We start from the raw sequence: 26,442 nt of genomic DNA on the forward strand, positions 1-26,442 counted from the left end.
CCCCATGACCGATATCGCAACACGCACGCCGACCGACCGCTCGCTCTCCGTCATGCTGTGGATCGTCGCGACGGGCTTCTTCATGCAGACGCTGGACTCGACGATCGTCAACACCGCGCTCCCCGCGATGGCCCGCAGCCTCGGCGAAGCGCCGCTGCGCATGCAGGGCGTGGTGATCGGCTATTCGCTCACGATGGCAATGATGATCCCCGTCTCCGGCTGGCTCGCGGACAAGCTCGGCACGCGGCGCGTGTTCTTCAGCGCGATCCTCGTGTTCACCATCGGCTCCCTGCTTTGCGCCAAGGCCCAGTCGCTGCAGGCGCTGGTGGCCTTTCGCGTCGTGCAGGGCATCGGCGGCGCGATGCTGCTGCCGGTCGGACGGCTCGCGGTGCTGCGCGTGTTTCCTGCCGAACGTTATCTGTCGGCGCTGGCCTTCGTCGCGATTCCGGGGCTGATCGGCCCGCTCATCGGTCCGACGCTCGGCGGCTGGCTCGTGCAGATCGCCTCGTGGCACTGGATTTTCCTGATCAACGTGCCGGTGGGCATCGTCGGCTGCATCGCCACGAACATGTATATGCCGGACAGCCGCAATCCGGCCACCCCGCCGTTCGATCTCGCGGGCTACCTGCTGCTGGCCATCGGCATGGTGTCGCTCACGATCTCGCTCGACGGCCTCGCCGACCTCGGCCTGCAGCACGCGATCGTCATCGTGCTGCTGGTGCTGTCGTTCGGCTGCTTCGTCGCCTACGGCCTGCACGCGACGCGCGCCGCCCAGCCGATCTTCTCGCTCGATCTGTTCAAGATCCATACTTTCAGCGTCGGGCTGCTCGGCAATCTGTTCGCGCGGATCGGCAGCGGCGCAATGCCGTATCTGATCCCGCTGCTGCTGCAGGTGAGTCTCGGCTACACGGCGTTCCAGGCCGGCATGATGATGCTGCCGGTCGCGGCCGCCGGCATGCTGTCCAAGCGCCTGGTGACGCGGCTGATCGAGCGGCGCGGCTACCGGCGCGTGCTGGTGGTGAACACCGTGCTCGTCGGGCTGATGATGGCGAGCTTCTCGCTGGCCAGCGCGCACCAGCCGCTGTGGCTGCGGCTCGTGCAGCTGGCGGTGTTCGGCGCCGTCAACTCGGTGCAGTTCACGGCGATGAACACGCTCACGCTGAAGGATCTCGGCACGGGCGGCGCGAGCAGCGGCAACAGCCTGTTCTCGCTCGTGCAGATGCTCTCGATGAGCCTGGGCGTGACCGTCGCCGGCGCGATCCTCGCGACCTTCACCAACCTCCTGCCGCAGGTGACCGCATCGAATTCACTGCCGGCCTTTCACGCGACCTTCCTGTGCGTCGGCGTCATCACGGCGGCGACGGCATGGATCTTCGGCCAGCTGGCGCCCGAAGTGCGGGCGGCGCCGCGCAAGCCCGATCCGTCGGAAGCCAACTAGCCCGCGTATCCGCGCACCGCGCCGGTGCCCGCGCGCACAGCGGCGCGGCGCGCGTTCCCGGCTGTGCGGCATGATCCGCGTATCCGCACACGAATTGTCGCGGGCGTGCCGCCGCAAGCCTTCTGCGAGCCGCTTGCCGCTTGAATTTGCACGCTTTTTGCTCGAACGGAGGTAAGCCGTTCCTGTAAACTAGCGCTGTTCAGTTTCCCTGCCCCGATGCCTCGACACCATGAGCATGGTTGATCTCGACCCTCCCCGCTTTCAGCCGCCGCGCCCCGTCGCCGGCGACGACGGCTCGCGACGCACCGTGCTGTACGGCGAATTCACCGTCTTCAGCGTGTTCCAGCCGGTGTTCTCGGTGTCGCACCGGCGCGCGATCGGTTATCACGCTTCGCTGCGCGCCCGCGACGACTCGCATCGTCATGTGCCGTCGCACGAAGTCTTCACCCAGGCCGCCCGGCGCGGCGATCTGCTCGAACTCGGACGGCTCGCCGAATCCCTTCATCTGGGCAATTTCAACGCGTTCGACAGCCATGACGAATGGCTCTTCCTGAGCCTGCATCCCGCTGCGCTGATGGACATGAGCTACGGCGACGCCCTGGTCGCGGCGCTGAAGGACATCGGCCTGTCGCCGCAGCGCGTGGTGCTCGAGGTGCCCGAGCAGGCCGGCGGGGAGACGACGCGCTTTACCGAGATCATCGATTCGTTGCGCAAGTCGGGCTTTCTGATCGCACTGGACGGTTTCGGCGTCAAGCATTCGAACATCGACCGCGTGTGGCAGTTGCGGCCCGACATCGTGACGCTCGACCGCTGCATCCTGCAGCAGGCCACCGAGCATTCGCACATCGAGCGCGTGCTGCCGCGGCTCGTGTCGCTGCTGCACGAGTCCGGCCAGCTCGTGCTGATGGGCGGTCTCTCCACCGAACGCGACGCGTTGATCGCGCTGGAGTGCAATGTGGATTTCGTGCAGGGCGCGTATTTCGCGCAACCCAGCGTCGATGCCGTGCATCCGCAGGTTGCCGCGAGCGTGATGGATGCGTTGACGGCGGCATCGCGCGAGCGCATCGGCGCGCGCGACCGGGCCCAGGCCACGCGTCTCGAACCGTATGTGAGCGGGCTCGAACGGGCGGCGGTGAAGTTGATGGAGGGCGAGACGCTCGTTGCTGCCACGAGCGAGCTGCTGCAACTCGCCGATACCGCCCGCTGCTTCCTGCTCGATCAGGCCGGACGGCAGATCGGCGATAACGTCGTGCCCATCGTGCGCACGTCGCAGCGCGCGAAACGCTTCAGCCCGCTGCTGCATTCGGAGGGCGCCAGCTGGGAGCGACGCCCGTATTTCATCGAAGCGCTGCGTGCGCCGGGACGAGTTCAGTTGACGGCGCCGTATCTGTCGATCAACGAGGCGCATCTGTGCGTGACGGCATCGATTGCGGCGCAGACGCCTTATGGGTTGCAAGTGCTGTGCGTCGACATCAACTGGGAAGCGGTGCCGCGACGGCGGTAGCGGATTGCGGGTTGCGCTTGATCGACGAAGCGGGAGCCTTCTTTTTTGATTGCGGGATCAGGCATGGTGGTCGGGTTCGGGACGGACGAGATCGAAGCCCGCCAGCATGACCACGCCGGACAGCACGATCAGCGCGACGGAATGACGTCCGAAATACAGTAGCGCGGCAGCGGACCAGGCTGCTAGGCATAGGCCTGCGAGGCGTTTCATGACGGTAGTGCGGAGATCCAAAGCGCTATTTTAGGGTTTTGGGATTTGTCGCGCTCGGATGGGGCGGTGGGGTCGGCTAACATTCGTTAAAACTACGTGGAGCGGGTGAGAAAAGCGTAGCGCCGCCTGGGAAACCGGGTCCCACCTGGAATGGGTGTTTCACCTCACGGTGAACAGAGAGTCCCGCCTACAACGGCTGCCCTTCGGCAGCCGTTGGTCTTTTCAGGCTCAGGATCGAGAGGCTCAGGATCGAGAGGTTCAGGACCGAGAGGTTCAGGACCGAGAGGTTCACGATCGAGAGGTTCACGATCGAATCATCCGGCCTTCCATCGCCGCTTTCAGCATCGTCTTCAATCTGACCTTCTTCGCTCTTGAGTGATGAAAGCGCCCGTAGCTTATCGCCCCCTCCCCGCCCCGCCATAAGTGACATTGTCCGAATTCCAGAAACAAAAAAGCCGCACCGAACTCAATCGATGCGGCTCTCGCCGAAGCGGCCCGAAGACCGCCACAGCCTTCAGTCAAACCGAAACTTACGCGCCGAAATTCTTCGCGGCGAAATCCCAGTTCGCGATGTTCCAGTAAGCCTCGATGAACTTCGGACGTGCATTGCGATAATCGATGTAATACGCGTGTTCCCAGACGTCGATGGTCAGCAGCGCCTTGGCGTCCGTCGTGAGCGGCGTGGCGGCGTTGCTCGTCGACACGATGTCGAGGCTGCCGTCAGTCTTCTTCACGAGCCAGGTCCAGCCCGAACCGAACGTGCCGGTGGCAACCTTGGCAAACTCTTCCTTGAACTTGTCGAACGAGCCGTACTTCGCGTTGATCGCGTCAGCCAGCGCGCCGGTGGGAGCGCCGCCGCCCTTCGGCGACAGGCTGTTCCAGAAGAACGTGTGGTTCCAGACTTGAGCGGAGTTGTTGAACACGCCGCCCGACGACTTCTTGACGATTTCTTCGAGCGACAGGTTCTCGAATTCGGTACCCGGGATCAGCTTGTTCAGATTGGTCACATAGGTCTGGTGATGCTTGCCATAGTGATACTCGAGCGTTTCTTCCGACATGTGCGGAGCGAGCGCGTTCTTTTCGAACGGCAGCGGCGGGAGCGTATGTTCCATGATGCGAGCCTTCCTTTCTATGTGGAATGTGTGTTTGCGGGGGAGTGAGGCAGTAGAGCAATGGATTGTAGGCGAGTTGGGATAACCCAGCAAACCGTATGCCCTTTATGAGTAAGATCGATTTCCAATCGCCTTCGACGGCGTAAAAAGTGCTTCGACCGGCGACACGGCGTCCTTCAATGTACGCCTGAACACGCCAGATTTCAGGCGTCAGAATTCATCCGACAGACGCGGCTGGACATCGGCGAGCAACACATCCGCCGATCCTTCCGCCAGATGCACCGTCAGCGGACGCTTCGGTTTCAATGCGTTCGGCGCACGCAGCGCGCGTCCCGTCTGTGCATCGATCAAGGCCGCATAACCGCGTTCCAGCGTGCGCTGCGGACTGAGCACCTGCAAGCGCGCCGCCAGTTCCGACACACGCGCGCGCTCGCGCTCCGCACGGCGTTCGCTGGCGCGTTGCAGCCGCTGCGCGAGCCTCGACACATGCTCGCGCGCCGCGGCCACGTCCGGCCGCTTCCGCTGCCAGCGGTAATGAACCAGCGCGAAATGCGCACGCGCATCGCGCACGGGCCGCGCGCCAGCCGACACCAGACGCCCGGACAGTTGCTGAAGATGCTCACGCTGCCGCGCCAGCCGCTCGGCGGGGCTGACGAGCCGGCGCGCGAGCCAGTCGAGCTGCTGGGCGCGGCGCTCCATCCCGCGGCCGAAACCGCGCGCGAGCGCCGCATGACGCTGATCGAGTTCGCGCAACAGCAGCACGCGTTGCGGACTCACGAGCTCGGCGGCGGCCGTGGGCGTCGGGGCGCGGACATCGGCGGCGAAATCGGCAATGGTGAAATCCGTCTCGTGTCCGACGCCGCTCACCACCGGCAGCGCGCTCTCCGCGATCGCACGCGCCAGCACTTCCTCGTTGAAGGCCCACAGATCCTCGATCGACCCGCCGCCGCGGCACACGATCAGCACATCCACCTCGCGCCGCGCATTGGCGGCTTCGACCATCGCGGCGAGCTTCGCGCTCACACCCGCGCCCTGCACCGGCGCCGGATAGACCACGACCGGCACGTGCGGCGCGCGCCGCGCGAGCGTCGTGAGCACGTCGCGCAGCGCCGCCGCCTGCAAGGACGTCACGATGCCGATGCCGCGCGGATGCGACGGCAGCGCGCGCTTGCGCTCGGCCGCGAACAGTCCTTCACTTTCGAGCTGCGCCTTGAGCCGCAGGAACGCTTCATAGAGTCGCCCCTGTCCGGTCCGGCGCACCGCCTCGACATTCAGTTGCAGTTCGCCGCGCGGCTCGTACATCGTAACGAGGGCGCGCACCTCGATGCGGTCGCCTTCGCGCGGCGTGAACTCGGCGTATTGCGCGCGGCCGCGGAACATCACGCAGCGCATCTGCGCGCCCGCATCCTTGATCGAGAAGTACCAGTGGCCGCTCGCCGCGCGCGTGAAATTCGACACCTCGCCCGACACCCAGACAAGCGGAAAAGTCCGCTCGAGCATCGAACTGATCGCGCGATTGAGCGCGGAAACGGGAATGACGGCTTCGCCGCCTGGCTGCGGCAGGGAATCGGGAGTCATGGCTGAACCGGAAAGAGACGCGCCGCTACGGCTGATTGGCCCAATGGACAGGAACCGCTCGGCGAGGTACGGCAGTGTAGCAAGTGTCCACACAGAAAGACTTACCGGCCGCGGCGGCGCACTCGCTCCAAGGCTTTAGGATTCATCCTAAGTCGTTGATTTTGCAAAAATAGATTGATATGAACACTGTCTTCGCCGAAGCAACTCTTTCCTGACGCGGCATCCGGCTCCCGGCTTCGGAAGTTCTTCACAGAGTTATCCACAGGCGTGCGGTGTGGCGGCCCCCAGCGCGAGCGCGATGGGCGACTGGCGCGCACGGCCTGCGCGCGCTAGAGTGCCGGGTTCCAGCACCGGCCGGGCACGCATGCGCAAACGAGGCGCGCCGCCGCCGTCGCCGGTCGATCCGTTCAACGCCAACCGACACTCGAGGAGCTGCCGTTGCACGCCACGCCTTATCCGCGCTATCCCGCTTTTGCCCCGCCCGTGTTCCGCGCAAAGGCGGTCCATGTCTGACTTCAAGCCGCCCGTCGAAAACTTCCTCGCCCGCGAGTGGCGCCGCCGCGGTCCGGTCGCCTGGGCGCTGACGCCCTTCGCCTGCGTGTTCGGTGCGATCGCCGCGATGCGCCGCGCCTGCTTCGAACTCGGCTGGCTCAAGCGGATCGACGTGGGTGTGCCGGTCGTCGTCGTCGGCAATGTGACGGTGGGCGGCACGGGCAAGACGCCGACCGTCATCGCGCTGGTCGAGGCGTTGCGCGCAGCCGGCTTCCAGCCGGGCGTGGTCTCGCGCGGCTACGGCGCGAAAGTGCCGAAGCCGGTCAGCGTGACGCCGGCGAGCGAAGCCGCGCAGGTCGGCGACGAACCGCTGTTGATCGCGCGCCGCACCCACGCGCCCGTGTTCGTCTGCCCGGACCGCGTGGCCGCCGCACGAGCGCTGCTCGCGGCGCATCCGAATATCGACGTCCTCGTCTCCGACGACGGCCTGCAGCACTACCGGCTGGCGCGCGCGTTCGAACTCGTCGTCTTCGACGACCGTCTGGGCGGCAACGGCTTCCTGCTGCCGGCGGGCCCGTTGCGCGAGCCGATGTCGCGCCGCCGCGATGCGACGCTCATCAACAGTCCCTACGAGCGCACCTTGCCGCCGTGGCCGGACACCTTCTCGCTCGACCTCGAAACCGGCGACGCCTGGCTGCTCGACGATCCCTCGGTACGCCGTCCGCTCGGCGAGTTCGCCGGCGAGAAGGTGGTGGCGGCGGCGGGCATCGGTTCGCCCGAACGCTTTTTCGCGACGCTGCGCGCGGCGGGCATTGCGCCGGCGACGCGCGCGTTTCCGGATCACTACGCCTACCGCGAGAATCCGTTCGCCGGCGTGGAGGCCGATGCGATCCTGATTACCGAAAAGGATGCAGTAAAATTGGGCGCCTGGCGCGACGCACGCATCTGGGTCGTTCCCGTTCAAGCCGTGCTCAGACCGCGCCTCATCGCTCTTGTTGTGGAGAAACTCCGTGGACGCACGTCTGCTTGAAATCCTCGTTTGTCCGATCTGCAAAGGCCCGCTCAGCTATGACCGCGCCGCGCAGGAACTCATTTGCAGCGCGGACAAGCTCGCCTATCCGATCCGCGACGGCATTCCCGTGATGCTCGTCGACGAAGCGCGCCAGACCGTCGAGGGCACGCCCGTCGAACCGATCCAGCCGCTCAAGCCGGCCGGCGACGCCTGATTCAGCCTGAACATGCCTGACATGTCCGTTTCGTTCATCGCCGTCGTTCCCGCGCGTCTCGCGTCCACCCGTCTGCCCGACAAGCCGCTCGCCGATATCGGCGGCAAGCCGATGGTCGTGCGCGTCGCCGAGCGCGCGCGCGAATCGGGCGCGCGCCAGGTGATCGTCGCGACCGACTCGGACCGCGTGGTCGAGGCCGCGCGCGATCACGGCATCGAAGTGATGTTGACGCGTTCGGATCATCCGACCGGCACCGACCGCCTCGCCGAAGTCGCGACCCGGCTCGGCTGGGCCGACGACACCATCGTCGTCAACGTGCAGGGCGACGAACCGCTGATCGATCCGCAACTCGTCCGCGACGTGGCGTCGCACCTTGCAGCGTTTCCCGCCTGCGCGATCGCGACCGCCGCACATCCGATCCACGATCCCGCCGACGTCTTCAATCCGAACGTGGTGAAGGTCGTGCTCGATGCGAAGAGCGTCGCGCTGTACTTCTCGCGCGCGCCGATTCCCTGGACGCGCGACCTCTGGCAGCCGCACTGGCCGGACGTCGCCGCGCTCGGACAACTGCCGGCCGTGCCGGACAACGTGTTGCGCCACATCGGCCTCTACGCCTATCGCGCGAAGTTCCTGCGCGAGTTTCCGAACCTCGCGCAGGCGCCGATCGAAGCCGCCGAAGCGCTCGAACAACTGCGCGCGCTGTGGCATGGCGAACGCATCGCGGTGCGCGTGACGCAGGATGCACCGCCGCCCGGCGTCGATACACCCGCCGATCTCGCCCGCGTACAAGCGCTCTTCCCCGCGTCCAAGTGAAGATCTGAAAGCTGGAAGCAACCCGTGTAAACCCCGCCGGAACGCCCGGCCGGCGCGGTTCTCGGGGTTTCCTATGCGCGTTATTACGGTCGCGGCCGTAAAGAGCCGTGGCATAATCGAACGATTGCGCGAGCCGTCCGGTCAGCGCCACGCTCAACGTTGCGCCGCTGTCCGCAGGTGCCCGCCGTCTCCATCGGCCGCGCGCCCTGTCGTCGACGCCGCACGAGCCAGCCCACCGGATGTCACTGAGCCTCGCGGCTTGAAGCGGTTTCTAGACGATTCGGAGATATCACCATGCGTTTGATCCTGTTGGGGGCACCCGGTGCGGGCAAGGGCACCCAGGCAAACTTCATCAAGGAAAAATTCGGCATTCCGCAGATTTCCACCGGCGACATGCTGCGCGCCGCCGTCAAGGCAGGTTCGCCGCTCGGCGTCGAGGCGAAGGGCTTCATGGACGCGGGCGAACTGGTACCGGACTCGCTCATCATCAACCTCGTGAAAGAACGCCTGCAGGCCGACGACTGCAAGAACGGCTATCTGTTCGACGGTTTTCCGCGCACGCTGCCGCAAGCCGAAGCCATGAAGGACGCCGGCGTTGCAATCGACTACGTGCTCGAGATCGACGTTCCCTTCGACGAAATCATCACCCGCATGAGCGGCCGTCGGGTTCACGCAGCCTCGGGCCGTACGTACCACGTCAAGTTCAATCCGCCGAAAGTGGCCATGACCGACGACGTCACCGGCGAACCGCTGATCCAGCGCGACGACGACAAGGAAGAGACCGTGAAGAAGCGGCTCGACGTGTATGTCGCGCAGACCAAGCCGCTGATTTCGTACTACAACGACTGGGCGAAGCACGGCACCGCACCGAACGGCCTGAAGGCGCCGGCGTATCGCGCGATTTCGGGTCTCGGCACCGTCGATGAAATCCGCACGCGCGTGTTCGACGCGCTGAAGTAAGCGCGCTTCGCTTCGCGTTCATGAAACCCGCTTCCCACGAGCGGGTTTTTTTACGCCTGCCGGATCGCAGGCGCGGCGAGCGGCTTCGCTACAATCGACGCGGTCCCACAAGGACGTCCCTATCAGCGAGCGGCATCCACCCCGCCCTCGCCTGCACGAATCACACAAAGGAGAAGAGACATGGAGATACAGGGCAACGTGTTCGTCATCACCGGCGGCGCATCGGGCCTGGGCGCCGCGACGGCGCGCCTCGTCGCGTCGCTCGGCGGCAAGGTCGTGCTCGCCGACATGAACGAGGCCGCGGGCGAGGCGCTCGCGAAGGAATTGTCGGGCGCATTCGTCAAGTGCGACGTGAGCCAGGAGAGCGACGGGCAACGCGCCATCGACGCGGCTTTGTCGCTCGGCACGCTGCGCGGCTTGGTGAACTGCGCGGGCATCGCTCCGGCAGCGAAGACCGTGGGCCGCGACGGCCCGCATGCGCTCGATCTGTTCTCGAAGGTGATCGCGGTCAATCTCATCGGCAGCTTCAACATGATCCGGCTCGCGGCCAGCGTGATGTCGAAGAACGAGCCCAACGGCGCGGGCGAACGCGGCGTGATCGTGAATACGGCCTCGGTAGCCGCGTATGACGGACAGATGGGTCAGGCGGCCTACGCGGCCTCGAAGAGCGGTGTGGCAGGCATGACGCTGCCTATCGCGCGCGACCTGAGCAGGAGCGGCATTCGCGTGATGACCATCGCGCCGGGCCTGTTCGAGACACCGATGCTGCTCGGCATGCCTCAGGACGTGCAGGACGCGCTCGGCGCGATGGTGCCGTTCCCGCCGCGTCTTGGCAAACCGGACGAATATGCGATGCTCGTCAAACAGATCTTCGACAACCCGATGCTCAATGGCGAAGTGATCCGTCTCGATGGCGCGATCCGCATGCAGCCGAAATGACGTTGCTCCAAGTTCAGATGTGAAAACGGCGGGCTTCTTTCGAAGTCCGCCGTTTTTCATTCAGTCGCCGTTTTGCTGGGTGCGTTGCCGCAGCTCGTGCAGCTCGGTCTCGACGACCGTCGCGTCCTCCGCGTCAGGCCGATGTTCGATGTAGCGCTGCAAGTCCTCCAGCGCCGGACGCAGGTAATCGAGCCGCGCGTAGGCGAAGCCACGGTCTCGCACTTCCTCGATGCTGAGCGGCAACGCGATCACCAGCCGCTCCTGCACCGCGAGCAGGCGCTGCCAGCGCTCCGTCTGCAAATAAATGGACTTGAGATTGCGCAGCATGCGCGCGACGATCTCGCGCCGCGTCGCGGGCTGCAACAACACGCGCAACGCGCTGCCGATCGATTCGCCGGCGCGCTGCACGTATGGCTCCAGCATCTCGACCATCTGCGCTTCGGACAGCGTCTGGCCGGTGGTCGGATCGAGCATCAGATCTTCGGCGGGCAACGCGACGCGCAGCAGGAAATGCCCCGGGAACGAGACGCCGCGCACCGGCAGGCCAAGCTGGTCGGCCATTTCCAGATAGATCACCGCGAGCGAGATCGGAATGCCGCGCCGGCGCCGCAGCACGACATTCAGATGGCTGTTGTCGGGATCGTAGTAATCGTTGAGATTGCTGGAGAAACCCAGCTCGCGGAAAAAGTAACGGTTGAGCGCTTCGACGCGCGTCCTGACGTCCGCGTCGTCGGGCAGGCGGCGGCGCGCGCGCACCACGAGCTCGTCGATCTCGGCAAGCACGGCCTGCATGTCGAGATCCGGATATGCGTCCTGGGCCAGCGACAAGGCCGCTTCCGTGAGCGGAAGCGTGTCGTCGTCCGCCATCAGTGACGAGAAGTAGTCGAGGATACGCGTTGTCGTCATCAAAGCGTGCGTCTCTTGAAGTAGGCGTATTTGAAGCCCATCGCGGAAAGAATACCGAAATATAGCGCCGCGAACACGACCAGGCTCGCGCCCAGCAGCGCGATGCGCAGCATCGGCGTCGCGCGCATGCCGATCCAGTCGAAATTGACTGCCACCCAGTGCATCACGCCCGCAAGAATCAGGCACGCGCCGAGCAGTTGCACGATGAAGCGCAGCCAGCCCGCGGACGGCCGGTAGATCTGCCGGCGGCGCAGGCCGACGAACAACAGCGACGCATTGGCGAGCGCGCCGAGGCCGATCGACAGCGTCAGGCCCGCGTGGGAAAAGATCGGCACGAACAGGTAATTGCTCACCTGGGTCATGACCAGCACGAAGATCGCGATCTTCACCGGCGTCTTGATGTCCTGCTTTGCGTAGAAGCCCGGCGCCAGGATCTTGATGAGGATCAGGCCGATCAGCCCGATGCCGTACGCCGACAGCGCGCGGGCGACCATCACCACCGAATGACTGTCGAACTTGCCGTAGTGGAAGAGCGTCGCGGTGAGCGGCTCGGCGAAGAAGAACAGCGCAGCCGCGCTCGGCGCGGCCAGCAGGAAGGTGATGCGCAAGCCCCAGTCGAGCAGCGCGGAGTATTCGTCGTTGTTGGCGTCGACGTGCGCTTTCGAGAGGCTCGGCAGCAGGATCGTGCCGAGCGCCGCGCCGAGCAGCGCGGTGGGGAATTCCATCAGACGGTCGGCGTAGTTGATCCACGACACGGCGCCCGGCCCGATGTTCGACGCAATGTTCGTGTTGATGATGAGGCTCAGCTGCCCGACCGAGACGGCGAAGGTCGCGGGCACCATCTTGAGGAGCACGCGCTTCACGCCCGGATGCGCGAGCGCGCGCCGGAAATTGAAGCCGATGCGCGGCATCATGTCGATCTTCTTGAGGCCCGGCAGCTGCACGAGCAACTGCAGGATGCCCCCGGCGATCACCGCATAGGCAAGCGCATATACCGGCACCTTCAGGTGCGGCGCGACGAACACCGCCGCAAAGATGAACGCCACGTTGAGCAGCACCGGGGCGAACGCGGGCAACGAGAACTGCTTGTAGGTGTTGAGCACGCCGGACGCGAGCGTCGTCATCGAGATAAAGACGATGTACGGAAACATGATGCGCGTCATCTCGACCGCAAGACCGTATGCGGCACCTTCGTGCGCGAGCCCCGAGGCGACCGCGAACACGACCCAGCTTGCGCCCGCCATGCCGGCCAGCGACAACACGACGAGACCCCAGGTCAGCACGGTCGACATGGCATTGACGAGCGCCTTGGTCGGATCGTGGCCCTGGCTGTTCTTGAACTCGGCGAGGATCGGCACGAATGCCTGCGCGAACGCACCCTCGGCGGACAGACGCCGCAGCAGGTTGGGGATACGGAACGCGACGTAGAACGCGTCGGTATAGAGACTGGCGCCGAAGGCTCGGGCGATCAGCGTTTCGCGGATCAGGCCGGTCACGCGGGACAGCAGCGTGAAGCCGCTGACCGTCAGGAGGGCTCGGAATAGATTCATGGGGCGCTTATTATACGGGCCGCGTGCGGCGCCACTGCGACACGCCGCCGCTGGCTGGCGGCAAAGCCCGCAACATTGACCGATCGTGCCAATCTTGCGCGTCATCGCACGGATGACGCGGCGCTTGTCACGATTCCGGTTCCGTTGCTATAATCGCGGGTTTCGAAGCTCCGAAAACGCCCGGCTCAACCCAAGTGTGGACCGGATCCGTGTAGCTTCGTGTCTCTCCCGGCTCTGGCCGGCGAAGTATCAGAGGTTCTCGGGCCATCGCCACGCTGCAACGCTGCATGCGTTCCCGGGATTTCAAGCAAGACAAACAGGACAAGGCAGCACGCTCGAACCACCGGCTCAGGCCAGTTCAAGGCCCTCTCCGGCCCGCGCGCTCCAGACAAGTAACAGCAGAAACAGGACAAGGAACCGTCATGGCAAATACCGCACAAGCTCGCAAGCGCGCCCGTCAGGCCGCCAAAGCCAACTCGCACAACTCGGCGCTGCGCTCGAAGTTCCGCACGGCCATCAAGGCAGTTCGCAAGGCTATCGACGCCGGCGACCAGGCCAAGGCTGCCGAAGTGTACAAGTCGTCGGTCAAGACGATCGACATCATCTCGGACAAGAAGATCGTCCACAAGAACAAGGCCGCTCGTCACAAGAGCCGCCTGGCTGCAGCCATCAAGGGCCTGCAAGCCCCGGCTGCCCAGTAATTCCGGCCCGCTTCGCGCGGGCGTCGCACGCTTTCCGCGTGCCGGCGTTCGTCGAAGCAGCTTCCTGTTTCCGCTGCGCAGTAACGAAAAAGCCCGCTTCGGCGGGCTTTTTTGCGTCTGCTCGGCCTGATTCCAGCCGTCTTACGGCTGGGCCTGCGGACTTCCGGCATTCGGCACTTCAGGCTCCTGCTGGGTCTGCTCCTGCGTCTGCGGGGTCGGCGTGGAAGGCGCGCCCTGCGTGCCATGATGCGGCGGCAATTCACACGCCTCGGTCACGAGCAGGTCATTGTCTTTCGCAAAGTTCAGCACGAAGTCGAACGCCATCGGCTCGATGTCGCGCAGGCGGGAATCGACGATCACCACCTTGATGTCGCCGATCATCGTCGGACGCACGTAGATGGAATATTGCAGCCGCGCGTTCGGCCCTCTCGCCTTCGGACCGAATCCCGACATCACACCGCACAGGCGCTCCGACCAGTCGCTCGGCCGAAACTTCCTCCCGTTCTTGGTGATGCCTTGTATGAAATATTCGGTAGGGGATGATTCAGCCATGTAGCAATACCTGTTGACGGCCGGTGACGCGCACCGGCGAACGCACATCCGCACGACGGAAACCGCAGGAGCCAGCGCAGCAAAAGGCGCCGGGCGGTTGTTCGCGAACTGCTCTCCGTTGAAGGGGAACATCCGCGTCCGCGAGAGGATGGCAGACTCGACAGCACTGGGTCATTCACCGCGATCCGTATGCACAAAACACGCACAAAAACACGCCTGCGGGACGCTTGCGAGCCCCTTCGCACATGCGAGTGAAACGGTGCTTGATGTTGCAGAACTGTTGAAACGAGCGAACGCGATTATACCGCAGCGACCTTTTTTCCGCAGCGCACACAAACACCGCGCACGCAGCGAACACAGCCGTGAAGGCCGCTGGACGGGCGCGTGCGGCGCATGCGATGGCACCGTCGGCCTCGTCAAACATCGTGAAATCCTTTATGCTCAAACGCGATACCACTCCCGACGGCGGCGCCGTCCGGCCGGGCGCCTCGCCAAAGAGCGCAGCGCCACGAGCCGGTTCGAAGCCGCCGCTTGCGTTTCATGACCTCCAAGAAAATTCGCCACTATCTTCAGTTCAAGGATTTTTCGCTCGACGACTACGAGTACGTGCTCGAACGCGCGCGCATCCTGAAGCGCAAGTTCAAGAACTACGAGACCTATCATCCGCTGCACGACCGCACGCTCGCGATGATCTTCGAGAAGAGCTCCACGCGCACGCGCCTCTCGTTCGAAGCCGGCATCTTCCAGCTCGGCGGCCACGCGGTGTTCATGAACACGCGCGACACGCAACTCGGTCGCGGCGAGCCGATCGAGGATTCCGCGCAGGTCATCTCGCGCATGGTCGACATCATCATGATCCGCACCTTCGGCCAGGACATCATCGAGCGTTTCGCGGAAAGCTCGCGCGTGCCGGTCATCAACGGTCTCACCAACGAATACCATCCGTGCCAGGTGCTCGCGGACATCTTCACGTTCTACGAGCATCGCGGTCCGATTCACGGCAAGACCGTCGCGTGGGTCGGCGACGCGAACAACATGCTCTACACGTGGATCGAGGCCGCGCAGATTCTCGGCTTCAAGCTGCGGCTGTCGACGCCGGCAGGCTACAAGCTCGACGCCGCGCTGGTTTCGGAGGACAGCAAGCCGTTCTTCGAGGAATTCGACGATCCGAACGACGCCTGCACCGGCGCTCATCTGGTGACCACGGACGTGTGGACCAGCATGGGTTTCGAGGCGGAGAACGAAGCGCGCATGAAGGCGTTCGCGGACTATTGCGTCGATGCCGACATGATGGCGCGCGCCCAGCCCGACGCGCTGTTCATGCACTGCCTGCCCGCGCATCGCGGCGAGGAAGTGAGCGCGGACGTCATCGATGGTCCGCAGAGCGTCGTCTGGGATGAAGCGGAAAACCGTCTGCACGTGCAGAAGGCGCTGATGGAGTATCTGTTGCTCGGCAAGCTGAATCACTGAAGTCCAAAGCACGCTGAACGTAAAAAAACCCGCGCTGGCGGGTTTTTTCAATCTGCGAGCCACGCTTTTCAGAGCGTCACCGGTTCGATTTCCAGTTCCACGTCGAAGCGCGCCCGCACGTCGCGCTGAATGGCACCGGCCAGTTCGAGCACCTGCGCGCCCGTCGCGTCGCCGCGATTCACCAGCACGAGCGCCTGACGATTATGCACCGCCGCGCCGCCGATACCGCGCCCTTTCCACCCGCACTGGTCGATCAGCCAGCCCGCTGCGACCTTCACGCGGCCGTCGGCCTGCGGATAGGAGACGATGCCCGGCTCGCGCTGCTTGAGCGTGTCGAACGCCTGCGCGCTCACGACCGGATTCTTGAAGAAACTGCCCGCGTTGCCCAGCACAGTCCAGTCGGGCAGCTTGGCCCGCCGCACGGCGACCACGGCATCGAAAATGGCTTGCGCGTCGCAGGTCGAGGCGCCCTCGAGCACACGCGCGATGTCGGCGTAATCCGCGCGCGGCTGCCAGCGCTTCGGCAAGCGGAACACCACCGACGTAATCATGAAACGCCCGCGCCCTGCCCGCTTGAAGAAACTGTCGCGATAGCCGAACGCGCACTGGTCGCGATCGAACTCGACGCGCGTACCTGTATCCAGTTCCACGGCGCTGAGCCGCTCGAAGCGCTCGCCCATCTCCAGCCCGTATGCGCCGATGTTCTGAATCGGCGCGGCGCCGACCGTGCCCGGAATCAGCGCGAGATTTTCGAGTCCCGGCATGCCCTGCGCGAGCGTCCACGCAACGAAGCCATGCCAGTTCTCGCCCGCGCCGGCTTCGACTAGCCAAGTGCCGGCATCCTCGGCGATCACGCGCTTGCCCTCGATAGTCACAATCAGCGCAACGCCGTCGAAGTCGCGCGTCAGCACGAGATTGCTGCCGCCGCCGAGCACCAGTTGCGTCATCCCGGCGATACGGCCGTCGCGGCACAGCATCGACGCGGCTTCGACGCTGTCGATCTTCAGCGCATGGCGCGCGCGCACGTCGAAGCCGAACGTGTTGTGCGGGCGCAGCGAATAGGCGTTAAGAAGTTCGGGCGCGTGCGAGGCGTGAGGCATGGATGACCGCGTGGAAAATCGGGAGATTCAGGAGAATCGGCGCGGCCTTTGGGGAACTCGGCGCCGCGTCGGTAGAATGACGGGAGATCGAATTATAACCAATGCCATTATGCGAGCCGCGCCCAGCGCGCTTGCCTCAACGAAGGAGAAGGCACATGCCGTCGTTTGACGTCGTCAGCGAAGCAAACATGATCGAAGTGAAGAACGCCATCGAGCAGGCGAACAAGGAAATTTCCACGCGCTTCGACTTCAAGGGCTCGGATTCACGCGTCGAGCAGAAGGAGCGTGAACTCACGCTCTACGCCGACGACGACTTCAAACTCGGCCAGGTCAAGGACGTGCTGTTGAACAAGATGGCGAAGCGCGGCGTCGACGTGCGCTTCCTCGACTACGGCAAACAGGAAAAGATCGGCGGCGACAAGCTCAAGCAGGTCGTGACCGTGAAGAAAGGCGTGTCGGGCGATCTCGCGAAGAAGATCGTCAAGGTTGTGAAGGACAGCAAGATCAAGGTGCAGGCAAGCATTCAGGGCGACACGGTGCGCATACAGGGCACGAAGCGCGACGACCTGCAAAGCGCCATTGCACTGTTGAAGAAGGACGTGACGGATACGCCGCTCGACTTCAACAACTTCCGCGACTGACTTTTTGCGGGTTCGAGCTTTCGACAAAGCCGTTCCGGGTTGTACCGGAACGGCTTTTGTTTGATCGGCCGCTCTTTGACTTCCGATGCCTTCAAGTCCCCGTCGCGTAACGCCGGCAATGCTCCAGATAGCCGGCCTCGTGACTGCTTACCAGTTGAACGATGCTGTTCCAGAGCCACAACGGCGCGTCGATGGTTTTCGACCGGTTGCGTCGCAAGTCGGCTTGCCATTCCTTGCGCGTCGCCGCCTCCATTTGCCGCGCGTGCGCCTTCCCGACCACGGCGGCCAGATACTGCGCCACGTGCATCGCGTCGTCCTTGTTCAGTTGCTCGATTTCGAGCTTCATGTCCTGCGGCAGAAGTTCGCGAATGACCACGGCGCGATCGAGCAGACGCGCCGCCCGCATCCGGTCGCCGAGGAAAGGCGAGAGATGCCGCGCACCTTCGATGACGCGCAACGCGTTGTCGCGCGGCATCGTGACGTCCTTGTAGCGCGGAGCGGCCGCCTTCACGCCTTCCTTGATGTCGATGAGACACAGATCGTCGCCCTCGATGACGCCGCCATCCACATCGAGCAAGACCGCATAGCGCGTGCGGCCGAGTGAGCTACAGCCCTTGACCCAGTAGGCGGCGTCGAGCATCACGACGTCGCCGGCGTCATCGCGGCCGCGCAGGCCGGTCGCGAGACTGGCAATGTCCTTTTCCCGAAAGAGCGCTTCGATCTCGCGCCGTTCTACCTTGGTGAGCGGCCAGAACCGCTTGCCCAGCGGTATCGACGGATGAAGGTCTTCGATGCGCTCGCGCGCGAGGTTCTGCCACGAGCGCCGGACCGCCTCCTTCATCGTCAAGTGAACGGGTTCGGGACGCCGGGGCGCGATAGCCTGATTCGAGAAAGCTGATTCATAGCCGGCGGCCAGCGCCTCGATCATGCGGACGACATTCAGTCCGGACAGCGACGATCCTCGCGCGGCGGTTGCAAGCGACAGCCCGAGCCGCACCAGGTCATGAACCGGATTGCCGATGACGGTCTGATCCAGATCGCGAATCTGAATCTCGACTTTGCCTTTCGCGTTGGCGATCGGGCCCAGGTTGCCGGTGTGACAGTCGCCGCAGATCCAGACTGCGGGGCCATGCGGCAAGGCATCGCCGTTTGCCTCGATCACCCACTCGTAGAAGCGCTCCGTATTGCCCCTGACATAGGCGTGCGGGGAACGCGCCATCTTCCACCGACGTCGTTCCGTCAATACCGCCTGCCGGTCCTCGGCTGTGGGCAGCCCCTTCTTTGCTTTTGTGATTGTGCTCATGTGCCTTTGCGCTCGCGTTAGAACGCTCCGGGCGCAGAATGCGTGCCGCGGTCTTGCAGTCGTCTTACAGCGGGCATGCCGGATGCTCGTGTGCCTTGGACAACATAATCTTCAGACGATGCAGGCTAGGCTGGGCGCATCACGGCAAGCCACGCACTCGCACGGTCACGCAAGCATGGACAACTATTTCACGACACAGGAAGGCGCGATCCGACGGCTCGTCGGCATCAGGCGCGGCTCGGCGGGCACGGCCGAGCCGTCGATCATCGTCGGCAAGAGGAAGGACGGCGCCGAGGTCAACGGCATCGGCGAGGTCCTGTCCGCTGTGCGTGCAGGACGCATTGCGAGCTTCTTCTATTCGAGTCCGGCGGACAGGTACGTCGTCTTCGTCAGCTGACCAGTTGCGACGACTCCTTATTCCGCCCCTTCCGCCGCCTTCTTCTTGTCGCCGATACGGCTTTCCTTCCCCGCCAGCAGCTTCGAGATATTCGCGCGATGCCGCCAGATGAGAAGCAGGCTCATGGCCAGCACCGCGAGTGAAATACGGCTGGGACCGAACAGGAACACCTGGTAGAACGGCGCGAACACCGCCGCGACGAGCGCCGCCAGCGACGAATAGCGGAAGAAGAACGCAATGATGAGCCAGGTCAGCAGCGTGGCCAGACCGAGCACAGGATGAATGGCCAGCAGCACGCCCGCCGCCGTGGCCACGCCCTTGCCGCCCTGGAACCGGAAGAAGACCGGAAACAGATGCCCGAGGAACACGGCGATAGCCGCGAGCGCCGTGGCCGTGTTGATGACCGCCGGATCCCAGCCGAAGCTCGCGCCGAAATGCACGACGACCCACACCGGCAGCCAGCCCTTGAACGCATCGCCGATCAGCGTGAGGATCGCGGCCTTCTTGTTGCCGGTGCGCAGGACGTTGGTGGCGCCGGGGTTGCCGGAGCCGTAGGAACGCGGATCGGCAAGGCCCATTGCGTGGCTGACGACAACGGCAAATGAAATCGAGCCGATCAGATAGGACACGACGGCGACGATCAAAGGAATCATGGTGTCTTTTCGGTGGTGACGAGAGCGGAGTGCATTCTAATCGACGCTTGCGCACTGCACGGGCGTGGCATGCAGCAGGCGCGTCAGGACTTCCGGGGCGAGGCTGACGAGATAACCGCGCCGCCCGCCGTTCAGATAGATGCGATCCAGTTCGAGGATGCTGGCTTCGACATACACCGGCATGGCCTTCTTCGTGCCGAACGGCGACGTGCCGCCCACCAGGAACCCCGAATGGCGGTTCGCGACTTCCGGCTTGCACGGCTCGATGCGCTTCGCCCCCGTCTGCCGCGCGAGGTTCTTGGTGGACACCGTGCGGTCCCCGTGCATGAGCACGATGAGCGGCCTGGCGTGTTCGTCTTCCATCACCAGCGTCTTGACGACGCGATGCTCGTCCACGCCGAGCTGGCGCGCGGACTCCTCGGTGCCGCCGTGCTCGACGTACTCATACGGATGCTCGCCGAACGCGACCTGATGACGGCGCAGGAACTGCGTCGCGGGCGTTTCGGATACGTGTTTGCTTTTCGACATGGACGCATTGTAGCGGCGCGTCCGGCGCGTCACCATTGGCCGAATGGCCGAGTGTGCGCACCCCGGCAACTGTGGCACGATCGTTTTCCAGCACAAGGAGAATGCAATGATCCGCGACCCAGACATCCAGACCCTGCTCGAAGACACCATTCGCCGCTTCGTGCGCGAACAGCTCGTTCCGCGCGAGCGTGAAGTCGACGAAACCGACGAAATCCCTGCGGACCTCATCGGCGCCATGCGCGAGATCGGCCTGTTCGGGCTGACCATTCCCGAAGCCTACGGCGGTCTCGGCGTCACCATGGAAGAGGAAGTGCGCATCGCGTTCGAACTTGGGCAGACGTCGCCGGCGTTCCGCTCGGTGATCGGCACGAACAACGGCATCGGCTCCATCGGTATCGTGCTGGACGGCACCGAGGCGCAGAAGTCGCACTATCTGCCGAAGCTTGCTTCCGGGGAATGGATCGGCTCGTTCTGTCTCACTGAACCGGATGCCGGCTCGGACGCGGCCTCGCTCAAGACCAGCGCGCGCAAGGACGGCGAGTTCTACGTGCTCAACGGCACCAAGCGTTTCATCACCAACGCGCCCGAGGCCGGCCTGTACACCGTCATGGCGCGCACCGGCGACCCCCAGGAACACAAGGGCGCGAGCGGCATCTCGGCGTTCATCATCGAGCGCGGCACGCCGGGGCTCGCCATCGGCAAGCCGGATCGCAAGATGGGGCAGCGCGGCGCGCATACCGCCGACGTCATCTTCGAGGATTGCCGCGTGCCGGTGAGTCAGCTGATCGGCGGCGTGGAAGGCGTGGGCTTCAAGACGGCAATGAAGACGCTCGACAAAGGCCGCATCCATATCGCCGCCATTGCGGTGGGCGCGGCCCGGCGCATGCTGCGCGACGCCGTCGCCTATGCACAGGAGCGCCGCCAGTTCGGCCAGCCCATCGGGGAGTTCCAGCTGGTGCAAGGCATGCTCGCCGACAGCAAGGCCGAGCTTTACGCCGCCGAATGCATGGTGCTGGACGTGGCGCGCCGCCGCGACGAAGGACGCGACGTATCGGTGGAAGCGTCATGCGCAAAGTATTTTGCCACCGAGATGTGCGGACGCGTTGCGGACCGCGCGGTGCAGGTGCATGGCGGCGCGGGGTATGTCGCCGAGTACGCCATTGAACGCTTCTACCGCGACGTGCGGCTTTTCAGGCTGTATGAAGGCACGTCGCAGATCCAGCAGGTGATCATCGCGCGCGGACTCATGCGCGGCGCGGAAATCTGAAGCGCTTCCAAGGTTCGGGCCTACCCGCGCGGATGATGCTCGCGATGCAGCTTGTGCAGCCGCTCGCGCGCCACGTGCGTGTAGATCTGCGTCGTCGAGATGTCGGAGTGGCCGAGCAGCAGTTGCACGACGCGCAGGTCCGCGCCGTGGTTGAGCAGATGGGTGGCGAACGCGTGCCGCAAGGTGTGCGGCGACAGCGGTGCATGCACGCCGCCGTTCAGCGCGTGACGTTTGATGATGTTCCAGAACTGCTGGCGCGTCATGCCCTCGCCACGCGAGGTGACGAACAGCGCATCGGCGGCGCGCGGGCCGAGCAGCGCCGGGCGCGATTCGCGCAGATAACGCTCGATCCATTCGTGCGCCTGCTCGCCGAACGGAACCAGGCGTTCCTTCGAACCCTTGCCCATCACGCGCACCACGCCCTCGTTCAGGCCCAGTTCGACCGTCTTCAGCGTGACGAGCTCGGTCACGCGCAGGCCGCTCGCGTACATCAGTTCGAGCATGGTGCGGTCGCGCAGGCCGCGCGGCGTGTCGGTGTCGGGGGCATGGAGCAGCGCCTCGACCTGCGCTTCGTTCAAGGTGGAGGGAAAGCGCGGCGGCTGCTTGGCGGAGCGCAGCTTGAGCGTGGGATCCGCCGCGGTGCGGTGTTCGCGCATCGCCCACGCGTAGTAGCGGCGGAAGACCGACAGACGCCGGTTCGCCGAGGTCGCCTTGTCGCCGCGCCGGGCCGCCATGTAGCCGTTCAAGTCGTTCTCGACGGCGGCATCGACTGACGCCCCGCGCGTCTTGCCGAGCCATTCGGCAAAGAGCTTCAGGTCGCGCCGGTAGGCTTCGAGCGAATTTTTGGCAAGGCCGTGTTCGAGCCAGAGCGCGTCGCAGAACAGGTCGATGGCATCCAGGCTCGCGGCCAGCCCGGGCGCGTGGACCGCGTCGGTCGATGCGTCCGTTGCAGTCGTTGCGTCCTTTGCGCTGGATGCGTCCGCGGCGGCCGTGGCCCTGGTTGCCTTGGTTGCCTTGGTTGCCTTGGTTGCCTTGGTTGCCTTGGTTGCCTTGGTGGCGTCGCTTGCCTTGGTGGCGTCGCTTGCCTTGGTGGCGTCGCTTGCCTTGGTGGCGTCGCTTGCCTTGGTGGCGTCGCTTGCCTTGGTGGCGTCGCTTGCCTTAGTGGCGTCGCTTGCCTTGGTGGCGTCGCTTGCCTCGGTGGCGTCGCTTGGCTTGGTGGCGTCGCTTGCCTTGGTGTCCTCGCTTCCCTCGGTTGCCGTCGTTGCGCTCGTCATGCGATGGATACACCTTCATGCGCCAGCAGCCAGCGCTTCACGTTGCGATAGAAACCGTCGCCGGGATGATGCGCGAATCCGCCGATTCCGCTCGCCGCCACGACCCGGTGGCACGGTATCACGATCGGCAGCGGATTGGAGCCGCACGCCTGCCCGACCGCGCGCGGCACGCTGCCAATCTCCCGCGCCAGTTGCCCGTAGGTCCACACCTGTCCCGGCTCGATGCCGCTGATGCCCTGCCACACGCGCCGCTGAAACGCCGTCCCGCCGATACCGAGCGGCAATTGGAAGCGCATCGCCGGCGTATCGAAGTAACAACGAATCTGCCCGGCCGCTTCGCGCGCGAGCGGCCCGCGCGGCTCGACGCCATCCACTTCATCGGGCAAATAGACGATCTCGCGCACGCACGCTTCGTCGGCACGGATGCCCACCTTGCCGAACGGCGCGTCGATCACGGCATCGAATGGCTTCATGTCTGTCTCCCCTGTTGCCCTTGCCCGAGCGCCCACTGCACGTGCTCGCGAACCAGCGCGGAAGCATCGTTCACGCGCGCTTCCAGTGCGGCGATGATCGTTTCGCGCTCGCGAGCATCAAGCGCGGATGTGCCCAACGCATTGCCCATCGCCACCGCAATATTGCGCAGCCAGCGTTCGTGCCCGATGCGGCGAATCGCGCTGCCTTGCATGCGCGTGTCGAAATCGTCCGCGCTCCACGCGAACAGCTCGACGAGCGTCGCGCGATCCAGCCCGTGGCGCACGTCGAAATCCGCGACCGGCGCGGCCTGCGCGAACTTGTTCCACGGGCAGACCAGCTGACAGTCGTCGCACCCATAAACGCGGTTGCCAATCAACGGGCGCAGTTCTTCGGGAATGCTGCCATGCAGTTCGATCGTCAGATACGAGATGCAGCGCCGCGCATCCACGCGATACGGCGCGACGATCGCCCCCGTCGGACAGGCGTCGATGCAGCGCGTGCATTGCCCGCAGTGCGCGCCGTCGTGCTCGGGATCCGGATCCACGGGCAGCGGCACGTCCACGAAAATTTCGCCGAGAAAGAACAGCGAACCCGCGTCGCGATCGAGCAGCAAGGTGTGCTTGCCGCGCCAGCCGTTGCCCGCCTTCTGCGCCAGCGCCACCTCCAGCACCGGCGCGGAATCCGTGAACGCGCGATACCCGAAGGCGCCGATCTCCCCTTCAATGCGCTCGGCGAGCTGCTGGAGCCGCTGTCGCATGACCTTGTGATAATCGCGGCCGCGCGCGTAGATCGAGACCATCGCCTGGGTAGGCTGCGCGAGCCGCGACCATTCGATGGCACGCCAGTCGTTCTTCTGACCGTCGCCTGTCGCGACGCTTTCAGTACCCGTCTGCGTAAGCGTCGCGGCGGGCAGATAGGCCATGCGTGCGGTGATGACGCGTCGCGTGCCGGCCACAAGCTCGGCCGGCCGCGCGCGTTTCATCCCATGTTTGGCCATATAATCCATGTCGCCGTGATAGCCTGCTTCGAGCCAGTCAGCAAGGCCTTGCTCGGCATCCGCCAGGTCGATATCGCTGATGCCGACCGCACCGAATCCCAACTCGCGCCCCCAAGCCTTGATGCGCTGCGCGAGTTCCGCAAGCGCAGTCTCCTCCATGCGAGTCGAGGCGCGCGACACTGAGACGGACTCAGCGGCGGCGTCGCTGGACGCGGTCGTGATTTCAACGGAATGTTCCGGCAATCGGTTCATCACGATATTTTACGAGCAATGCCCGAAAGCCCCGACCGCATCACGCCTGATTCTTCTTCCGCGCTGCTCGAACGTCGCTTCGACCTGCGCGACGAAACGGCCACGCTCGCGTTCGGCGCGCGCTTCGCGCAGGCCATCGACGCTACCCGCCAGCTCATTTCGCCTGAACGTTTCGCGGGCCTGCAAGTCCAGTTGATCGGGGATCTGGGCGCGGGCAAGACCACGCTCGTGCGCGCGACCTTGCGCGCGCTCGGGCACGAGGGCCGCGTGAAGAGTCCGACCTACACGCTCGTCGAGCCGTACTCGCTCGCGACCCGCAGCGGTCCGCTCGACGTCTATCACTTCGATCTCTACCGCTTCGTCGATCCGGCCGAATGGGCCGATGCCGGCTTTCGCGAGTATTTCGACCGGGGCGCGGTGTGCCTCGTCGAGTGGCCGCAGCAGGCCGGCGGACTGCTCGGCGTGCCGGATCTCGTGTTCCAGCTATCGCTGCCGGGCGAGCATGATGCGCCCGGCGATTCGAACGAAGAAGAAGGCCGCGTGCTGACCGCGCGGGCGTTTAGCGAAACAGGAAAGACATGTCTCGAAAGATGTTGATCAAGCCGTTCCATTCGATCGAATCGAGCGCCACCGCGCCGCACAACTGGCGTCGCCGCCAGGTGCTGCGCGCAGGCGCTTCGACGCTCGTGCTCGCGCTCGTCGCGCCGAAGCTCGCGCATGCCAGCTCGGTGCTCGGCGTGCGCGTGTGGCCCGCGCGCGACTACACCCGCGTGACGATCGAATCGGACCAGCCGCTGCAAAATGCCAACCAGATGCTGCAGGGACCGGACCGGCTCGTCGTGGATCTCTCCGGCATCGATCTCGATCAGGCGCTGCGCGACCTCGTCTCGAAGATCGCGCCGAACGATCCGCAGATCCAGTCCGTGCGCATCGGGCAGTATCAGCCGCATGTGGTGCGCATGGTGTTCGACCTGAAGGGCTCGGTGAAGCCGCAGGTGTTCACGCTGGGGCCGATCGGCAGCTACAAGTACCGGCTCGTGTTCGACCTGTATCCGGCCGTCGCGCCGGACCCGCTGATGGAACTGCTCGCGCAAACCGAGCGCAAGCAGGAGGCGCTCGACCGCGCCAACCCGAATCCGTCCGCGCCGCCGCCCGCCACGTTGTCCGGCCCGACGACCGCGCAGAAGCCCGGCGCGTCCGATTCGACCGATGAGTTCTTCCAGAAATACGCGCAGAACGACGCCGCGCCCGCCGCACCGGCGATCCCCGTGCCCAGGCCCGCGCCGAAACCGCGCGTGCCGTCCGCGCCGCCGGTCATCGCCCAGAAGGACGACGACGATCAATACACCTTCTCCGCGCCGAAGCAGGGCGCCGGCACGACGCGCCTGCTGACCGTCGCGATCGATCCGGGACATGGCGGCGAGGATCCGGGCGCAATCGGCGGCCAGGGCACGTACGAGAAGCACATCGCCCTCGACATCGCGAAGAAGCTGCGCGCGAAAATCGACGCTCAGCCGAACATGCGCGCGATGATGACCCGCGACGCCGACTTCTTCGTGCCGCTCAACGTGCGCGTGCAGAAGGCCCAGCGCGTCTCCGCCGACCTGTTCGTGTCGATTCACGCCGACGCCTTCACCTCGCCCGACGCGCGCGGCTCGTCGGTGTTCGCGTTGTCGGACCATGGTGCGTCGAGCGCGGCTGCGCGCTGGATGGCGAACAAGGAAAACGCGTCGGACCAGGTGGGCGGCATCAACGTGAAGTCGCAGGATGCCAGCGTGAACCGCGCGCTGTTCGACATGTCGACGACCGCGCAGATCCGCGATTCCATGCGCTACGGAAGCTTCGTGCTGAACGAGATTGGCGGTATCAACAAGCTGCACAAGGGCTCGGTTGAACAGGCCGGCTTCGCCGTGCTGAAGGCGCCGGACATTCCGTCGATCCTCGTGGAAACGGCCTTCATCAGCAACCCGGACGAGGAAACGCGCCTCAACGACGACGCTTACCGTGACAAGATGGCCAGCGCCATTCTCAAGGGCATCAAGCGCTACTTCGCGGCCAATCCGCCGCTCGCGAAGAGCCGCATGACGTAAAACCCGTGCAAGGAC

At 64.8% G+C, this 26,442-nt stretch carries 27 protein-coding genes and 1 pseudogene; 14 read left to right on the forward strand and 14 right to left on the reverse strand.

Features of this window, described 5'->3' with window-relative positions; translation table 11 throughout:
- The first annotated feature begins 4 nt into the window (after positions 1-4).
- A complete protein-coding gene (mdtD, locus tag QCE88_RS13645; RefSeq protein WP_309902665.1) occupies positions 5-1,438 on the forward strand; it encodes a multidrug transporter subunit MdtD in 1,434 nt (477 codons plus the stop codon).
- A gap of 229 nt (positions 1,439-1,667) precedes the next feature.
- A complete protein-coding gene (locus QCE88_RS13650) occupies positions 1,668-2,942 on the forward strand; it encodes an EAL domain-containing protein (RefSeq protein WP_309902666.1) in 1,275 nt (424 codons plus the stop codon).
- A gap of 57 nt (positions 2,943-2,999) precedes the next feature.
- Here the strand turns inward: QCE88_RS13650 and QCE88_RS13655 are convergent, their stop codons facing one another.
- The 4 genes from QCE88_RS13655 to xseA all read right to left on the reverse strand — a co-directional run bounded on the left by QCE88_RS13655 (position 3,000) and on the right by xseA (position 5,842).
- Positions 3,000-3,152 (reverse strand): hypothetical protein, encoded by a 153-nt coding sequence (locus QCE88_RS13655; protein ID WP_309902668.1) that lies wholly within the window; start codon positions 3,150-3,152, stop codon positions 3,000-3,002.
- A gap of 187 nt (positions 3,153-3,339) precedes the next feature.
- Positions 3,340-3,582: a hypothetical protein gene (locus tag QCE88_RS13660; protein ID WP_309902670.1), complete on the reverse strand. Its 243-nt coding sequence runs from the start codon at positions 3,580-3,582 to the stop codon at positions 3,340-3,342.
- Positions 3,583-3,682: 100 nt separating this feature from the next.
- Complete coding sequence (gene sodB, locus QCE88_RS13665) at positions 3,683-4,264, reverse strand: superoxide dismutase [Fe] (protein WP_309902672.1); 582 nt, start codon at positions 4,262-4,264, stop codon at positions 3,683-3,685.
- 210 nt (positions 4,265-4,474) lie between these two features.
- Entirely contained in the window at positions 4,475-5,842 is a 1,368-nt protein-coding gene (gene xseA, locus QCE88_RS13670) for an exodeoxyribonuclease VII large subunit (RefSeq protein ID WP_309902674.1), read from the reverse strand.
- A 505-nt stretch (positions 5,843-6,347) separates the two neighbouring features.
- Here xseA and lpxK point away from each other — a divergent pair.
- The 5 genes from lpxK to QCE88_RS13695 all read left to right on the forward strand — a co-directional run bounded on the left by lpxK (position 6,348) and on the right by QCE88_RS13695 (position 10,272).
- Positions 6,348-7,364, forward strand: coding sequence for a tetraacyldisaccharide 4'-kinase (gene lpxK / locus QCE88_RS13675; protein ID WP_309902677.1), 1,017 nt, complete (start codon positions 6,348-6,350; stop codon positions 7,362-7,364).
- The gene (locus tag QCE88_RS13680; RefSeq protein WP_309902678.1) at positions 7,345-7,560 is read left to right on the forward strand and encodes a Trm112 family protein; all 216 of its coding nucleotides are present in this window, start codon (positions 7,345-7,347) and stop codon (positions 7,558-7,560) included. The genes lpxK and QCE88_RS13680 overlap by 20 nt, the downstream gene beginning before the upstream one ends.
- A gap of 21 nt (positions 7,561-7,581) precedes the next feature.
- Complete coding sequence (gene kdsB, locus QCE88_RS13685; protein WP_309902680.1) at positions 7,582-8,373, forward strand: 3-deoxy-manno-octulosonate cytidylyltransferase; 792 nt, start codon at positions 7,582-7,584, stop codon at positions 8,371-8,373.
- 294 nt (positions 8,374-8,667) lie between these two features.
- Positions 8,668-9,333, forward strand: coding sequence for an adenylate kinase (gene adk, locus QCE88_RS13690; RefSeq protein ID WP_309902682.1), 666 nt, complete (start codon positions 8,668-8,670; stop codon positions 9,331-9,333).
- 180 nt (positions 9,334-9,513) lie between these two features.
- Positions 9,514-10,272, forward strand: coding sequence for a 3-hydroxyacyl-CoA dehydrogenase (locus tag QCE88_RS13695; RefSeq protein WP_309902684.1), 759 nt, complete (start codon positions 9,514-9,516; stop codon positions 10,270-10,272).
- A gap of 60 nt (positions 10,273-10,332) precedes the next feature.
- On the opposite strand, the gene QCE88_RS13700 is transcribed toward QCE88_RS13695, so the two are convergent.
- Entirely contained in the window at positions 10,333-11,178 is an 846-nt protein-coding gene (locus QCE88_RS13700) for a SirB1 family protein (protein ID WP_309902686.1), read from the reverse strand.
- On the reverse strand, positions 11,178-12,728 hold the full coding sequence (murJ, locus tag QCE88_RS13705; protein WP_309902688.1) for a murein biosynthesis integral membrane protein MurJ: 1,551 nt from the start codon (positions 12,726-12,728) through the stop codon (positions 11,178-11,180). The genes QCE88_RS13700 and murJ overlap by 1 nt, the downstream gene beginning before the upstream one ends.
- Positions 12,729-13,150: 422 nt before the next feature.
- On the opposite strand from murJ, the gene rpsT reads away from it, so the two are divergent.
- A complete protein-coding gene (gene rpsT / locus QCE88_RS13710; RefSeq protein ID WP_309809616.1) occupies positions 13,151-13,429 on the forward strand; it encodes a 30S ribosomal protein S20 in 279 nt (92 codons plus the stop codon).
- A 234-nt stretch (positions 13,430-13,663) separates the two neighbouring features.
- On the opposite strand, the pseudogene QCE88_RS13715 reads toward rpsT, so the two are convergent.
- Positions 13,664-13,981, reverse strand: a pseudogene (locus tag QCE88_RS13715) (DUF3579 domain-containing protein); the annotation flags it as partial.
- A 540-nt stretch (positions 13,982-14,521) separates the two neighbouring features.
- Between QCE88_RS13715 and argF the strand changes: the two are divergent.
- Entirely contained in the window at positions 14,522-15,451 is a 930-nt protein-coding gene (gene argF, locus QCE88_RS13720) for an ornithine carbamoyltransferase (RefSeq protein ID WP_309902690.1), read from the forward strand.
- A gap of 68 nt (positions 15,452-15,519) precedes the next feature.
- Here argF and murB read toward each other — a convergent pair whose 3' ends face one another.
- Entirely contained in the window at positions 15,520-16,551 is a 1,032-nt protein-coding gene (gene murB / locus QCE88_RS13725; RefSeq protein WP_309902692.1) for a UDP-N-acetylmuramate dehydrogenase, read from the reverse strand.
- Positions 16,552-16,706: 155 nt separating this feature from the next.
- Here murB and QCE88_RS13730 point away from each other — a divergent pair, with 155 nt between their 5' ends.
- The gene (locus tag QCE88_RS13730) at positions 16,707-17,192 is read left to right on the forward strand and encodes a YajQ family cyclic di-GMP-binding protein (protein WP_309902695.1); all 486 of its coding nucleotides are present in this window, start codon (positions 16,707-16,709) and stop codon (positions 17,190-17,192) included.
- A 91-nt stretch (positions 17,193-17,283) separates the two neighbouring features.
- On the opposite strand, the gene QCE88_RS13735 is transcribed toward QCE88_RS13730, so the two are convergent.
- Positions 17,284-18,495, reverse strand: a complete 1,212-nt coding sequence (locus QCE88_RS13735; RefSeq protein WP_309902697.1) for a DUF2252 family protein — start codon at positions 18,493-18,495, stop codon at positions 17,284-17,286.
- Between the two features lie 175 nt (positions 18,496-18,670).
- Between QCE88_RS13735 and QCE88_RS13740 the strand changes: the two genes are divergently transcribed.
- Entirely contained in the window at positions 18,671-18,892 is a 222-nt protein-coding gene (locus tag QCE88_RS13740) for a hypothetical protein (protein WP_309902699.1), read from the forward strand.
- Between the two features lie 17 nt (positions 18,893-18,909).
- On the opposite strand, the gene plsY is transcribed toward QCE88_RS13740, so the two are convergent.
- Both plsY and ybaK read right to left on the reverse strand, forming a co-directional pair.
- The gene (gene plsY / locus QCE88_RS13745) at positions 18,910-19,545 is read right to left on the reverse strand and encodes a glycerol-3-phosphate 1-O-acyltransferase PlsY (protein ID WP_309902702.1); all 636 of its coding nucleotides are present in this window, start codon (positions 19,543-19,545) and stop codon (positions 18,910-18,912) included.
- Between the two features lie 36 nt (positions 19,546-19,581).
- On the reverse strand, positions 19,582-20,073 hold the full coding sequence (ybaK, locus tag QCE88_RS13750; protein ID WP_309902704.1) for a Cys-tRNA(Pro) deacylase: 492 nt from the start codon (positions 20,071-20,073) through the stop codon (positions 19,582-19,584).
- Between the two features lie 106 nt (positions 20,074-20,179).
- Here ybaK and QCE88_RS13755 point away from each other — a divergent pair, with 106 nt between their 5' ends.
- The gene (locus tag QCE88_RS13755) at positions 20,180-21,340 is read left to right on the forward strand and encodes an acyl-CoA dehydrogenase family protein (RefSeq protein ID WP_309902706.1); all 1,161 of its coding nucleotides are present in this window, start codon (positions 20,180-20,182) and stop codon (positions 21,338-21,340) included.
- Positions 21,341-21,360: 20 nt separating this feature from the next.
- Here QCE88_RS13755 and xerD read toward each other — a convergent pair whose 3' ends face one another.
- The 3 genes from xerD to queG all read right to left on the reverse strand — a co-directional run bounded on the left by xerD (position 21,361) and on the right by queG (position 24,337).
- Complete coding sequence (xerD, locus tag QCE88_RS13760; protein ID WP_309903588.1) at positions 21,361-22,251, reverse strand: site-specific tyrosine recombinase XerD; 891 nt, start codon at positions 22,249-22,251, stop codon at positions 21,361-21,363.
- Between the two features lie 359 nt (positions 22,252-22,610).
- Positions 22,611-23,087, reverse strand: a complete 477-nt coding sequence (locus QCE88_RS13765) for a methylated-DNA--[protein]-cysteine S-methyltransferase (protein ID WP_309902707.1) — start codon at positions 23,085-23,087, stop codon at positions 22,611-22,613.
- On the reverse strand, positions 23,084-24,337 hold the full coding sequence (gene queG / locus QCE88_RS13770; RefSeq protein ID WP_409018091.1) for a tRNA epoxyqueuosine(34) reductase QueG: 1,254 nt from the start codon (positions 24,335-24,337) through the stop codon (positions 23,084-23,086). Before queG ends, QCE88_RS13765 begins: the two co-directional genes overlap by 4 nt.
- 18 nt (positions 24,338-24,355) lie before the next feature.
- Here queG and tsaE point away from each other — a divergent pair, with 18 nt between their 5' ends.
- Complete coding sequence (gene tsaE, locus QCE88_RS13775) at positions 24,356-24,934, forward strand: tRNA (adenosine(37)-N6)-threonylcarbamoyltransferase complex ATPase subunit type 1 TsaE (protein ID WP_309902711.1); 579 nt, start codon at positions 24,356-24,358, stop codon at positions 24,932-24,934.
- The gene (locus QCE88_RS13780; protein WP_309902714.1) at positions 24,916-26,427 is read left to right on the forward strand and encodes an N-acetylmuramoyl-L-alanine amidase; all 1,512 of its coding nucleotides are present in this window, start codon (positions 24,916-24,918) and stop codon (positions 26,425-26,427) included. The genes tsaE and QCE88_RS13780 overlap by 19 nt, the downstream gene beginning before the upstream one ends.
- Positions 26,428-26,442: the final 15 nt, after the last annotated feature.

This window comes from Caballeronia sp. LZ035, assembly GCF_031451175.1.
Classification (GTDB): domain Bacteria; phylum Pseudomonadota; class Gammaproteobacteria; order Burkholderiales; family Burkholderiaceae; genus Caballeronia.

Excerpts from the sequence above, each read along its gene's own strand:
- tsaE (WP_309902711.1), top strand. The coding sequence starts at position 24,356 with ATGCCCGAAAGCCCCGACCGCATCACGCCTGATTCTTCTTCCGCGCTG.
- kdsB (WP_309902680.1), top strand. The coding sequence starts at position 7,582 with ATGTCCGTTTCGTTCATCGCCGTCGTTCCCGCGCGTCTCGCGTCCACC.
- QCE88_RS13765 (WP_309902707.1), bottom strand. The coding sequence starts at position 23,087 with ATGAAGCCATTCGATGCCGTGATCGACGCGCCGTTCGGCAAGGTGGGC.
- QCE88_RS13730 (WP_309902695.1), top strand. The coding sequence starts at position 16,707 with ATGCCGTCGTTTGACGTCGTCAGCGAAGCAAACATGATCGAAGTGAAG.
- ybaK (WP_309902704.1), bottom strand. The coding sequence starts at position 20,073 with ATGTCGAAAAGCAAACACGTATCCGAAACGCCCGCGACGCAGTTCCTG.
- sodB (WP_309902672.1), bottom strand. The coding sequence starts at position 4,264 with ATGGAACATACGCTCCCGCCGCTGCCGTTCGAAAAGAACGCGCTCGCT.
- QCE88_RS13695 (WP_309902684.1), top strand. The coding sequence starts at position 9,514 with ATGGAGATACAGGGCAACGTGTTCGTCATCACCGGCGGCGCATCGGGC.
- rpsT (WP_309809616.1), top strand. The coding sequence starts at position 13,151 with ATGGCAAATACCGCACAAGCTCGCAAGCGCGCCCGTCAGGCCGCCAAA.
- murB (WP_309902692.1), bottom strand. The coding sequence starts at position 16,551 with ATGCCTCACGCCTCGCACGCGCCCGAACTTCTTAACGCCTATTCGCTG.
- xseA (WP_309902674.1), bottom strand. The coding sequence starts at position 5,842 with ATGACTCCCGATTCCCTGCCGCAGCCAGGCGGCGAAGCCGTCATTCCC.
- QCE88_RS13650 (WP_309902666.1), top strand. The coding sequence starts at position 1,668 with ATGAGCATGGTTGATCTCGACCCTCCCCGCTTTCAGCCGCCGCGCCCC.
- argF (WP_309902690.1), top strand. The coding sequence starts at position 14,522 with ATGACCTCCAAGAAAATTCGCCACTATCTTCAGTTCAAGGATTTTTCG.
- QCE88_RS13655 (WP_309902668.1), bottom strand. The coding sequence starts at position 3,152 with ATGAAACGCCTCGCAGGCCTATGCCTAGCAGCCTGGTCCGCTGCCGCG.
- mdtD (WP_309902665.1), top strand. The coding sequence starts at position 5 with ATGACCGATATCGCAACACGCACGCCGACCGACCGCTCGCTCTCCGTC.
- lpxK (WP_309902677.1), top strand. The coding sequence starts at position 6,348 with ATGTCTGACTTCAAGCCGCCCGTCGAAAACTTCCTCGCCCGCGAGTGG.
- plsY (WP_309902702.1), bottom strand. The coding sequence starts at position 19,545 with ATGATTCCTTTGATCGTCGCCGTCGTGTCCTATCTGATCGGCTCGATT.
- queG (WP_409018091.1), bottom strand. The coding sequence starts at position 24,337 with ATGAACCGATTGCCGGAACATTCCGTTGAAATCACGACCGCGTCCAGC.
- QCE88_RS13755 (WP_309902706.1), top strand. The coding sequence starts at position 20,180 with ATGATCCGCGACCCAGACATCCAGACCCTGCTCGAAGACACCATTCGC.
- QCE88_RS13660 (WP_309902670.1), bottom strand. The coding sequence starts at position 3,582 with ATGTCACTTATGGCGGGGCGGGGAGGGGGCGATAAGCTACGGGCGCTT.
- QCE88_RS13740 (WP_309902699.1), top strand. The coding sequence starts at position 18,671 with ATGGACAACTATTTCACGACACAGGAAGGCGCGATCCGACGGCTCGTC.
- QCE88_RS13780 (WP_309902714.1), top strand. The coding sequence starts at position 24,916 with ATGTCTCGAAAGATGTTGATCAAGCCGTTCCATTCGATCGAATCGAGC.
- QCE88_RS13700 (WP_309902686.1), bottom strand. The coding sequence starts at position 11,178 with ATGACGACAACGCGTATCCTCGACTACTTCTCGTCACTGATGGCGGAC.
- QCE88_RS13735 (WP_309902697.1), bottom strand. The coding sequence starts at position 18,495 with ATGAGCACAATCACAAAAGCAAAGAAGGGGCTGCCCACAGCCGAGGAC.
- murJ (WP_309902688.1), bottom strand. The coding sequence starts at position 12,728 with ATGAATCTATTCCGAGCCCTCCTGACGGTCAGCGGCTTCACGCTGCTG.
- adk (WP_309902682.1), top strand. The coding sequence starts at position 8,668 with ATGCGTTTGATCCTGTTGGGGGCACCCGGTGCGGGCAAGGGCACCCAG.